At 72.7% G+C, this 10856-nt stretch carries 12 protein-coding genes and 1 pseudogene; 5 read left to right on the forward strand and 8 right to left on the reverse strand.

The window, feature by feature from the left end:
* Positions 1–2: 2 nt before the first annotated feature.
* The 4 genes from HGB44_RS23150 to HGB44_RS23165 form a co-directional block, all read right to left on the reverse strand.
* The gene (locus tag HGB44_RS23150; RefSeq protein WP_061079260.1) at positions 3–602 is read right to left on the reverse strand and encodes a DUF7691 family protein; all 600 of its coding nucleotides are present in this window, start codon (positions 600–602) and stop codon (positions 3–5) included.
* 115 nt (positions 603–717) lie between these two features.
* Positions 718–1374 carry a GyrI-like domain-containing protein gene (locus HGB44_RS23155; protein ID WP_061079261.1) on the reverse strand — a complete coding sequence of 219 codons (657 nt, stop codon included), beginning with the start codon at positions 1372–1374 and terminating at the stop codon, positions 718–720.
* Positions 1358–1891 (reverse strand): PadR family transcriptional regulator, encoded by a 534-nt coding sequence (locus HGB44_RS23160; protein ID WP_061079262.1) that lies wholly within the window; start codon positions 1889–1891, stop codon positions 1358–1360. Before HGB44_RS23160 ends, HGB44_RS23155 begins: the two co-directional genes overlap by 17 nt.
* A gap of 167 nt (positions 1892–2058) precedes the next feature.
* Entirely contained in the window at positions 2059–2364 is a 306-nt protein-coding gene (locus HGB44_RS23165; protein WP_061079263.1) for a hypothetical protein, read from the reverse strand.
* Between the two features lie 250 nt (positions 2365–2614).
* Between HGB44_RS23165 and HGB44_RS23170 the strand changes: the two genes are divergently transcribed.
* Together HGB44_RS23170 and HGB44_RS23175 are read left to right on the forward strand one after the other, a co-directional pair.
* Complete coding sequence (locus tag HGB44_RS23170) at positions 2615–3454, forward strand: SDR family oxidoreductase (RefSeq protein ID WP_231972323.1); 840 nt, start codon at positions 2615–2617, stop codon at positions 3452–3454.
* A 32-nt stretch (positions 3455–3486) separates the two neighbouring features.
* Entirely contained in the window at positions 3487–4527 is a 1041-nt protein-coding gene (locus tag HGB44_RS23175; RefSeq protein WP_231972325.1) for a class I mannose-6-phosphate isomerase, read from the forward strand.
* Between the two features lie 86 nt (positions 4528–4613).
* On the opposite strand, the gene HGB44_RS23180 is transcribed toward HGB44_RS23175, so the two are convergent.
* On the reverse strand, positions 4614–4787 hold the full coding sequence (locus tag HGB44_RS23180; RefSeq protein WP_168444120.1) for a hypothetical protein: 174 nt from the start codon (positions 4785–4787) through the stop codon (positions 4614–4616).
* 65 nt (positions 4788–4852) lie between these two features.
* On the opposite strand from HGB44_RS23180, the gene HGB44_RS23185 reads away from it, so the two are divergent.
* Positions 4853–6064, forward strand: coding sequence for an MFS transporter (locus HGB44_RS23185; RefSeq protein ID WP_061079265.1), 1212 nt, complete (start codon positions 4853–4855; stop codon positions 6062–6064).
* Positions 6065–6080: 16 nt separating this feature from the next.
* On the opposite strand, the gene HGB44_RS23190 is transcribed toward HGB44_RS23185, so the two are convergent.
* Positions 6081–6431, reverse strand: a complete 351-nt coding sequence (locus HGB44_RS23190; protein WP_061079266.1) for a ribosomal protein L7/L12 — start codon at positions 6429–6431, stop codon at positions 6081–6083.
* A 322-nt stretch (positions 6432–6753) separates the two neighbouring features.
* On the opposite strand from HGB44_RS23190, the gene HGB44_RS23195 reads away from it, so the two are divergent.
* The gene (locus tag HGB44_RS23195) at positions 6754–8610 is read left to right on the forward strand and encodes an alkyl/aryl-sulfatase (protein ID WP_061079267.1); all 1857 of its coding nucleotides are present in this window, start codon (positions 6754–6756) and stop codon (positions 8608–8610) included.
* Between the two features lie 110 nt (positions 8611–8720).
* Here HGB44_RS23195 and HGB44_RS32120 read toward each other — a convergent pair whose 3' ends face one another.
* Entirely contained in the window at positions 8721–9062 is a 342-nt protein-coding gene (locus HGB44_RS32120; RefSeq protein WP_231972330.1) for a hypothetical protein, read from the reverse strand.
* A pseudogene (gene hemC / locus HGB44_RS32125) lies at positions 9054–9662 on the reverse strand (hydroxymethylbilane synthase); the annotation flags it as partial. The gene HGB44_RS32120 and the pseudogene hemC, both read right to left, overlap by 9 nt.
* A 279-nt stretch (positions 9663–9941) precedes the next feature.
* Here hemC and HGB44_RS23205 point away from each other — a divergent pair.
* On the forward strand, positions 9942–10502 hold the full coding sequence (locus HGB44_RS23205) for a kinase (protein WP_061079268.1): 561 nt from the start codon (positions 9942–9944) through the stop codon (positions 10500–10502).
* Positions 10503–10856 lie beyond the last annotated feature (354 nt).

Raw genomic sequence — 10856 nt, forward strand, 5'->3', positions numbered from 1 at the left:
GCTCAGTGGAAGAAACCGGCGACGCCGCGTCCGGCCGCGACGGCGGCCCTGCACCAGTCCATGCAGGACCCGGCGGCGCTCAGGACGTAGGGGTCGAGGGCGGCCCTGCGCTCGTCGGTGGCGGCCTCCCACTGTTCGAGGGCCTTCTGGCACTCGGTGAGGCTCCACTCGCCGTAGCCCGGCAGGAAGTCGGGCGCCGGAATCGGCGAGGGGGCGCCGCCGAGGCTGAACTCCTCGACGCCGACCGCGGTCACGCCCAGTTCGTTCAGGCCCGCGTCGACCGTCTCCAACCACCCGGACCTCATCGGGGAGAAGTCGTTGTTGTACAGGGCCCGGCCGTGGAACTCGCAGATCCACTTGTAGGCGTAGCCGTACATGGTGCCGTGCTGGTCGTCGAAGGGGCCTCCGTCGATGACCGCGCGGACGGCGTCGCGGATGCTGGGGCCGCCCGCGTCGACGACGTGGTCGAACTGGGAGTCGAAGTGGTCCAGGTGCCGCTTGAACCGGCCGCCGATCATGCGGCGCAGTTTGTCGTCCCTCGACCCGACGGAGCCGTGCAGGATGTCGAGGTCGACCACGTATGTCATCAGTGCGTAACTCATGGCGGGACACTATCGGCACCTGACGACACCGGGGCGCGGACGGGACCCGCTCCGGTTGGAGGGCGGGCCCCGGAGCGCGGCGGACCCCGGAGGCTGTTCGGGCGGGTGGGCGCCGCTACCCGCCCGAGACGGCGGCCCCGGCCTCGGTCCCGGGCCCGGCGCCGACCGGTTGCCTGAGGATGGTGCGCAGCTTCTCCGGCGCGACCCTGCGGAAGTCGCTGAGGTAGATCTCGTGGTGCCTGCCGAGCATGCGCAACCCGTTGTCGGGGATGAACTCGTGGTGCATGCGCCGGAGCACGTCCGCCTCGTCGTCGAAGGAGCCGACGTGCAGCGTCTGCACGCAGCGGCCCTCCGACAGCGACTCCAGGCGGACGTCGCCGAGGCGCGCGGGCCTGTTCCCCGCCGCGGCCCGCTCCACGGCGGCGGCGAACATGTCCTGGCCGATCCAGTCCGGGACCATGATCATCATCGTCCAGTCCCACCGCGACTTGTCACGCGCCGCCGTGAAGGCGTCCATGTCCTCGGCCCACCACAGGCCCTCCAGGGGCATGACGACGTAGTCGCGCCCGAGGTCCCGCTTGCTGGCGAACTTGAGCTTGTAGGCCACCGGGTAGAGCGCCTCGACCGCCTCGGTGAAGGCCGGGGAGGTGTTGGGGTCCCCGTGGCCGTCGATCATGAGGTAGCGCAGGTCCGGCACCTGCGTGATCCGGAACCGGTCCCGTTTCGCCTGGTAGGCGTCGAGGGTCTTCTTGAAGTCAGTCTTGTCCGTCATCGGGCACCTGGACTCGGCTGGCGAGCCACGACCTTTCCGCCTCCAGGAGGCTCAGTGAGTACGAGAACACCTCGCGCGCCGCGGGCGCGAAGGGGGCCTGCGTCCGCTCGGCCTCCCGGACCGCGGCGATGCGCTCCTCCACCCGTGCCAGCCGGGCGCGCAGCGCCCCGGCGTACTCGCGCTCGGAGAGCAGGGGCAGGTTGGCGACGCCCACCAGCAGCGGATGCGCCACCGGCCGCGGTTCCCGGATGAGGTCGAGCGCACCGCGCCGCGCCGCCCGCCTTCCGGCTTCGGTGGCGTGGAACACGCGGCGGGACTTCGCGGCGGCGGGGGCCTCCGGGACGTGGACCAGTCCCCGCTTCTCCAGCTTGGTGAGCAGGTAGTAGATCGAGGAGAAGCCGATGTCCGTCCACTGGCGGACGCCGCGGCGCTCGATGACCTGTTCCAGGTCGTAGCCGTGTTGGGGGCGCTCGATGACCAGGCCCAGGACGGTGAGTTCGGCGGGCGTCAGTTCCACGCACGTATCCTAGTACTAGAATAGAATGGTGGAGAACCCCTCCCCGAAGAGTTCTCCTCACCGCGGGACGCGTGGCGGCCCTCCAACCGCCGGGACCCGCCGGGTGGAGCGGACCGCGTCCTCCGCGCAACGGAAGCACCCGCGCGGAGGGACGCGGAAGAGCCCTCTCAGCGGCTGTTCGCCTCGCGCACCCAGAGGTGCGTCAGGAGGCGGTCAGCGTGGCGTCGCCTGCGGTTGCCGGCTTTGACGTACTGCTGCCACTCCGCGGTGCATGCGCGCCTTTGGCACCCGGAACAGCATCCGTGGCCCATCGGCACCGACTCGGGGTGCGCCCACTGGCACCGCGTGTCGGGCCTCACACGCGCCGGTTCCGGCGGCAGGTCGCAGGGGCCGTGGCTGTGGTCGTGCAGCGCCACCGCCCCGTGTTCGCGCTGGCGCACCCACAGCGGTTTGGTCTTGTCCGTACGGGACATCTCGTTCCTTCCGGAACCCGCCGCCCTCTCCCGGACCCTCCGGGCGGGCGGCTAGGTCAACATCCCCATCACGACCACCTCCTCGTACGGCGTTCACGGAACGGACCACCACACCCTAGGACATCCGGACCCACGGCGACAGGAGGCGTCCGGTGCGGAGTCCGGCTTCCACCGGGACCACCGCGTCCCTCCCCGCCACCGACGCGCACGGAACGTAGTCTTGTGGTGACTACGTCCACGGGAGGACCTCGTGCCCCAGCCCGCACAGCAGCAGACCCCGCCCGGCCGCACCGACGCCATGGACCCCAGGCCCGACCACGGTGAGGAGTCCTACCGGGGGTCGGGGCGGCTCAACGGCAAGGCGACCGTCATCACCGGCGCCGACAGCGGCATCGGGCGGGCGGTGGCCATCGCCTTCGCCCGCGAGGGCGCCGACGTGCTCATCGGCTACCTGGACGAGCACGACGACGCGCGGGAGACCGAGCGCTGGGTGCGCGAGGCGGGCCGCCGGGCCGTCCTGGTCCCCGGAGACCTCGCGGACCCGGCCCACTGCCGCGCCCTCGTCGCGAAGGCGGTGGAGGAGTTCGGCCGGGTGGACGTCCTGGTCAGCAACGCCGCCTTCCAGATGACCCACGAGACGCTGGAGGAGATCCCCGACGAGGAGTGGGACCACACCCTGGCCACCAACCTCAGCGCGTTCTTCCACCTCGCCAAGGCCGCCGTGCCGCACATGCGGCCCGGCTCCTCGATCATCGGAAGCACGTCGGTCAACTCCGACGCCCCGCCGCCCACCCTGCTGCCCTACAACGTCACCAAGGCGGGCATCGCCAACATGACCGCCACGCTGGCCCAGATGCTGGCCCCCAAGGGCATCCGGGCCAACTCCGTGGCGCCGGGACCGATCTGGACCCCGCTGATCCCCTCGACCATGCCGCCCGAGCAGGTGGAGGACTTCGGCTCCCAGGTGCCGCTGGGCCGCGCCGGACAGCCGTCCGAACTGGCTCCGGTGTACGTGATGCTGGCGTCGGACGAGGCCAGCTACGTCTCCGGTGCCCGCGTCGCGGTCACCGGCGGCAAACCGGTCCTGTGACGGGGACGGCCGTGGACTGGTATCCGCTGAGGGTGAGCGCTCCTGCCCGGCAGCTGGTCTTCGGCGGCCACGCCATCGCCCGCCACCTGGGCAGGGAGGGGCTGCCCGACTGGGCGATCGCGGAGACCTGGGAGGTCAGCGACGTCGACGGAAACGGCAGCACGGTACTCGACGGACCCCTCGCGGGCCGGTCGCTGCGCGAGCTCGTCGCGCGGTGTCCGGAGGAGCTGGTGGGCGAGGGCTGGTCCGGGGAGGTCTTCCCGGTGCTGACCAAGTTCATCGACGCCTCCGGGACGCTGCCGGTGCACCTGCACGCCGACGACGCCACCGCCCGGCGGCTGGAGGGACGGCCCAACGGCAAGACCGAGGCCTGGCACATCCTCGACGCGCCTCCCGGCGCCACCGCGCTGTGCGGGGTCAGGAGCGGGGTGACCGGGGAGGAGCTCCACCGGGCACTGCTCGCCCAGGACTTCGACGCCGTGCTGCGCCGTCTGCCGGTGCGGCCCGGCGAGACGGTCTACGTCCCGGGCGGCACGGTGCACAGCTTCGGCCCGCGGACCCTGGTCTACGAGATCGAGCAGACCTCCGACATCCAACAGCACGCGATGCGCTGGGACATGGAGGACGGCTCACCGGTCCCGGACGAGCGCTGGCGCGCGAACCTGGAGGCGCTGATGGCCCAGGTCCGGCCGGAGCACAGGCCCGACTTCCACCCGGGGCTGAGGATCGCGGTCGGCGACGGGGTGGAACGGGTGTTCTGCTGCGCCGGACCGCACTTCGCGCTCGAACGCTGGCACGCGGGAACCGCGGAGCCCCTGCGCCACGTGTTCGCCACCGCGCAGGTCCTCACCAACGTCGGGGCGCCCGTCCGGGTGCGCGCCGGGGACTGGCAGGAGGAGCTGGGCCGGGCCCGGACGCTGCTGCTGCCGGCCGCGGTGGGCGGGGTGGAGATCGAGGGCCCGGCCGACGTGCTGTTCGGCTACCTGCCCGACCTGGTCCGCGACGTGGTCACCCCACTGGCCGCCGCCGGTTATCCTCCCGAGATCGTCGCCGCCCTGGGCGAGGGCCTGTGAGCCGACGGGCGGCCCCCTTCCCCGCCGTCGCGGTGGGGGCCGGGTCCTCCCCGTGAGCTCACGGACCGCTCCCGCGGCGCCGCCCGTCAGCCGCCGGTGCGGGGAACCGTCACCGCCCACAGGAAGTCGACCGCGTCCGACCGCGGTGAGCGGATGCGCCTGCCCACGAGAACGGCCGCCTCCGGTCGTATCCGCTCGGCCACGCGTCCTCGCTCGGCAGTTCCATCGACGGTCACATCGGTGAGCGCTATATTGCCCATCGTCTGCCTTGTTCGGCCCCGGGGCCGACCCCCACCGCGCGCGAGCGCGAGGATGCGAGGCCCTGATGGCACGGACCCGGACGAGGCCGCCCGGGCGGGGCACCGGCGCGTCGCGCTCCCGGCTCGACGTCGTGCGCTGGCAGGTCGGGTACGGGATGTTCGGCGTGCCCCAGGCCGCCGCCCCCATCGCCTTCGCCCTGCTCGCCCTCCCCATCACCGGCACGGCCGAGTCCGGCGCGGGGCTGGTCTTCGCCATGACGGCCGCGCAGGTGCTCGGTGCCGTCCCCGTGTCCCGTCTGGGTCGCCGGTTCAACGGCGTCCACTACCTGCGCGCGCTCATCGCCGTCCGAACACTCGCGCTCGCCGCCGTCACCGTGCTGGCGGCGGTGCAGGCCCCCTTCGGGCTGCTCCTGGTCGCGGTCACCGCGGCGGGGGCCGTCAACGGCGCCGCGTACGGCTACCAGCGGCTCCTGCTCAACCACCTCGTGGAACCGTCCGGGCTCCCCCGCGCGCTGGGTGTGGCCGCGACGCTGAACGAGGTCGGCTTCGCGCTGTCCCCCGTGCTCGCCTCGGTGCTCGGCGCCGTCTCACCCGTCTGGGCCATGGCGGCGGTCACCGCGCTGGGCGTGGGCCCCCTGCTCCTGATGCCGCGCGTTCCCGGGGCCCGCGGGCCCCGGGGCGGCGAGGCGCCCCGCGTACGGACGCCGGTACCCCGCGCGGTGCTCCTGTGGCTGTTCTGCGCGACCGCGAGCGCGGGGGCGGTCGCGGCCGTCGAGGTCGGAGCGGTCTCCTTCGCGCTGTCCTTCGGACTCGAAGCGGGCTGGGCCTTCCTGTTCGCCCTCGTGCTGTGCGCGGGCTCGGTCGCGGGCGGGGTCTGGGTCAGCGTCCGCAACCGCACGCCCGCCCCCTGGCAGGTCAACGCCTACCTCGCGGCGACCACCGCGGGCTCCGGGCTGATCCTGGTCGGCGGGCACCTCTCCCTGACGCTCACCGGCGCGGCCGTCATCGGGCTCTTCCTGCCGATGCTGGGCACGTTCTACTCGCTCGTCCTGGACGGGCTCGCGCCGCCCGACCGCCGCGCGGAGATGTTCGCGCTCCTGCGCACGGCGAGCTCGCTCGGCATCATCACCGTGAGCGGTCTGCTCGCCCTCCTCGGCCTGCGGGCCGCCCTCGTCGGCAGCTTCGCGCTCCTGCTGATCGCGTCCTGCCTCGCGGCGGCGCACCGCGCCCGCTCCCGCGGCGACTCGGCCCCGCCGATCGCGCGTGACGGCGTGTGAGGCCACCGCCCCGGGTTCAGCGGTCGAGGCAGTCGACGAAGCGCGCGGCCTCGGCCCCGGTCATCCCGGTCTCACGGGAGACCGTCGTGACGGCGTCGGCCGCACGGTCCTGTGCGAGCAGCTCGCGGGCCCGGTCGGCGAGGCTCTGTCCGGGCACGGGCTCGACCGGGATCCAGTGGCCCTGCTCGACGGCGTCGACGATGTTCTTGGCCTCGGCCAGTCCCGCGCCGGTGCGCTCGCGCACGAGCTTGATCGCCTCGATCTTGCGGCCCGCCCGTACGAGGGCCTGCGCCTCGTCGACCGTGCCCTGGTCGATCGGCCTTCTCATGGGCTCGGGGCCGAGGAGACGTTCGAAGAAACCGGCCATGGTCGGTGCTGCCTTCCCAGTAGTGCGGAACGGGGCGTCCGCCCCGGCCCCGTAGTGTACGGCGGGCCGTGGGCGTCCACATCCGGGCGGGACCCGCCCGTCCCCGGCCTCAGCCGTGGGCGGCCGCCATGCGAGGGCGAGGGCTCCCCTTTGCCGACCGCTGGTTCTAGCCGAAGACGCCTCCGGGAAGGCTCGCCCCGGACCGGGCCCGGCCAGGCGGCCCGGCGACGACGGGAGAACACGCGGCCACGGCCCAGCGCGTCGAGGCCTTGAACTCCTGGCCCCGAACGAACGTTCCGTGACCAGGAGCCAGGAGGAAGAGTTGACCACGACCGGACCCGACCGCACCGACACCACCGACTTCGCCAACGCCGACCGGGGGCTGGTCGCCCGACTCGAACCCGGACAGATCACGAACGCCGAGGGCCGGGTGGTGTGGGACGCCGACGCCTACGCCTTCCTCGACGGGCCCTGCCCCGACACCGCCGACCCCAGCCTGTGGCGGCAGTCCCAGCTGTGCTCGCGCCAGGGGCTGTACGAGGTCACCGGGGGCGTCTACCAGATCCGCGGGTTCGACCTGTCCAACATGACCCTCGTGGAGGGCGATACCGGCGTCATCGTCATCGACCCCCTGGTGTCGGCGGAACCCGCCCGGGCCGGATTGGAGCTGTACCGCAGGCACCGGGGCGACCGCCCGGTCACCGGGGTGGTCTACACCCACTCCCACATCGACCACTTCGGCGGCGTCGGCGGCGTCACCGACGGAAACGTGCCGATCCTGGCGCCGGCCGGGTTCATGGAGCACGCGGTGTCGGAGAACGTCTACGCCGGTGTGGCGATGGGACGGCGCGGGGTCTTCCACACGGGCGTCCTCCTGGACAAGGGCCCCGCCGGGCAGATCGGCGACGGCCTCGGCCAGAGCACCTCCAGCGGCACGGTGACGCTCCTGGACCCCAACCGGGACATCACCCGCACCGGCCAGGAGGAGGTCGTGGACGGGGTGCGGATGGTCTTCCAGATGACGCCCGGCACCGAGGCCCCCTCGGAGATGAACTTCCACTTCCCCGACCACCGGGCCCTGTGCATGGCCGAGAACGCCACCCGCAACCTGCACAACCTGCTGACCCTGCGCGGCGCGCTGGTGCGCGACGCCCGGGTCTGGTCGCGTTACCTCAACGAGGCGATCGAGCTGTTCGGGCGCGACTCCGACGTGGTGTTCGCCTCGCACCACTGGCCGACCTGGGGCGGCGAGGAGGTCGTCCGCTTCCTGTCCCAGCAGCGCGACCTGTACGCCTACCTCCACGACCAGACGCTGCGCATGGTCAACCGCGGCATGGTGGGGTCGGAGATCGCCGAGGAGATCCGGATGCCGCCCGGTCTGGAGCGGGAGTGGCACACCCACGGCTACTACGGTTCGGTCAGCCACAACGTCAAGGCGATCTACCAGCGCTACATGGGCTGGTTCGACGGAAACCCCGCCCACCTGTGGGAGCACCCGCCAGCGGAGGAGGCCAGGCGCTACGTCGACTGCATGGGCGGCGTGGACGAGGTGGTGGCCAAGGCCGGAGGGTACCGCGACGAGGGGGACCTGCGCTTCGCCGCCACCCTGCTCAACCACGCGGTGTACGCGCGGCCCGACCACACCGGGGCGAGGGAGGCGCTGGCCGGGGTGTACGAGCGGCTGGGCCACGGAGCCGAGTGCGGCACCTGGCGCAACTTCTACCTCCAGGGCGCGCGGGAACTGCGGGGCGCGCCGGACGCCCAACCGCTCGACATGGGCGGGGGCATGGCCTCGGCGCTCACGGTGGAGCAGCTCCTGGACTCGCTGGCCATCCGGATCGACGGGCCCCGGGCCTGGGACCACCACTTCGCCGTGGACTGGGTGTTCACCGACCTGGACACGACCCACCGCACCGAACTGTCCAACGGGGCGCTCATCGCCTGGGAGTCCCCCGGCAACGGTAGCGCCGACCTGACCGTCACGCTCACCAAGCCCGAGTTCCTGGGCCTGCTCGCGGGCGGTGGAGCCGACGGCCTGGACACCTCGGGCGACGCCTCGCTGCTCACCACGCTGTTCGGTCTGCTGGAGGAGCCGGACCCGGCCTTCAACGTCGTCACGCCCCGGGAGGTTCGGGCCAGCGCTCCGCGCCCCCGCCGGGAGGGCGCGGGCGAGGGCTGAGCCCGGTCACGCCGAGGCCGACAGCGACAGCCTCGTTGTCGGCCTCAGGGCCGTGAGGCGGCCGGGGGTGCCGGAGAGCACGGGCGGGAGCCCCCGCGGCCCTGCCGTGGTCACCCGGACGGGGGCGTGGCGCGCAGTCCGGCCAGCAGACCGGCGGCGCCGCGCTCGCGCAGCTCCTCGGCGACCCGGACCCCGAGGACTTCGGGATCCGATGGAGAACCAGTCCTCTCGGCCCGCACCGCCCGGGAGCCGTCGACGGCGGTGACCTGACCCAGCAGCCGCAGCGACGCGCCCTCGACCACCGCTGTCGCGCCGACGGGTACGTAGCAGCCGCCCTCCAGCGCGGCGAGCAGGGCGCGTTCCGCTCGCACGGCGGTGTCGGTGGCCGCATCGTGCACGACCGACAGCAGCTCATGGAGCCACGCGTCCCCGGTTCCGGTGCGGACCTGCACCCCGAGCGCGCCCTGGGCGGGTGAGGGCGGCCAGTCCCAGGGGTCCAGGACCTGGGTGATCTGGTCGGACATACCCAGCCTGCGCAGGCCCGCGGCGGCCAGGAGCAGTCCGGCTCACCCCTTCTGACGCATGTGCCGCAGACGCGGCGGGACGTTGCCGCGGACCGGTACCGGGCACACGTCGGGGCGGGCGCGCAGGAGCTGGCCGACGCGGCGCGGCGCGCTGGTGCCCACCCGCGCACCCTCGGGCAGGGTGTCCAGGGCGGCCCCGCACAGGGCGTCGCGCACATCGTGGCGCCGTGGTACCGCAGCGAGCGCCGTGCCGGGTGTGGTCTGGGTGGGCAGGTCCTTGAGGGAGTGGACCGCCACGTCGATCTCCCCCTCCAGCAGGGCGGCCTCGACCCGGGAGGCGAACACCCCGGCCCCCGAAGCGGACAGCTCACCCAGACCGGTGGTGCGGTCCAGGTCACCCGTGGTCATGATGGTGTGCTGCGTCCACACCACCTCGGGACGGGCGGTGCGCAACTGGTCCAGGAGTTCGGCGACCATGACCCTGGCCAGGCGGCTGCCGCGCGAACCCACCCGTACCGTACGCGTCATGTGCCCTGCCCCGCTCCGGGAAGTCCTGTGCACTCCGACGGCAGGCCGCGGTCACCGCCCCGGCATAGAACGATGTGGCCGTCCGCGATGCCGCGGAACCGCTCCCGCGGCGTGGTGGTCGACGGTGTGTTCACGCGGGCTCTTCCGTGTCCGGAGGCTGGTCGAGGAGGGGCGCACACGCCATGCAACCACGGGCACCGGCGGATCCGCGGCTGTTTCGCGATTCCCGTTCCGGGGAATCCGGCCCGCCGGGCACGCGCGGTCGGTAGGGTCGCGGCCATGGTCCGCACGGGAGGCGAGCACACCCGCCTGGTGGTGGTCCGCGGCAACTCGGGTTCGGGCAAGAGCACGATCGCCCGCGGACTGCGCGCCGCGTACGGTCGCGGGTTGGCGATCGTCGAGCAGGACTACGTGCGCCGCGTCGTCCTCAGGGAGAGGGACGTTCCGGGGGCGGCAAACATCGGGCTCATCGACCTGATGGCCCGCCACGCCCTGGACTCCGGGTTCCACGTGGTGGTCGAGGGGATCCTGTACGCCGACCGGTACGGCCCCATGCTCACCCGTCTGGTCGACGACCACGCCGGTGTCTCGCGCTGTTACTACCTGGACGTGCCCTTCGCCGTCACACTGCGACGGCACGCCTCCCGTCCCACGGCCGCGGAGTTCGGCGAGACGCAGATGCGCGCCTGGTGGCGTCCCCGTGACCTGCTGCCCGGCGGGGCTGAGACGGTGATCGACGAGCACAGCACCCTCGAACAGAGCCTGGAACGCGTCCTCGCCGACTGCGGCCTCCCGGGGAGCCGGCCGGAGGACGGGGACGCCCCCGCGTCCGCGCGCTGACAGGACCGCCGAACAGCGTGGCCAGGGGGCGGGGAAGCCCCGCTCCACGAAACACGGCACACACCATCCGCCCGGCGCCGCCGGAGCATGCCCCGGCCCACCGGCGCGCCCCTTACGGCCTCGTGCGGAGAGCCCCGGCGCGGACATGGGAGAAACCCGGGCGGACCCCAGCCGAAACCACACCAACAAACCCCTCGCATTGCCATCCCAAAGGGGAATAGCAATCAATACTAATTAATTCATAAGTTTCCGTACTTCATGCGTGGTCCGGAGGGGCATCTCGGATGTAGGACAGGTGCGGGTCGCCGAAGAAGGCGCGCACGATGCGGGGCGTCTTTTGCAGGCGGGCGAGCG

Source organism: Nocardiopsis alborubida (genome assembly GCF_012396365.1).
In the GTDB taxonomy this organism is placed as follows: domain Bacteria; phylum Actinomycetota; class Actinomycetes; order Streptosporangiales; family Streptosporangiaceae; genus Nocardiopsis; species Nocardiopsis alborubida.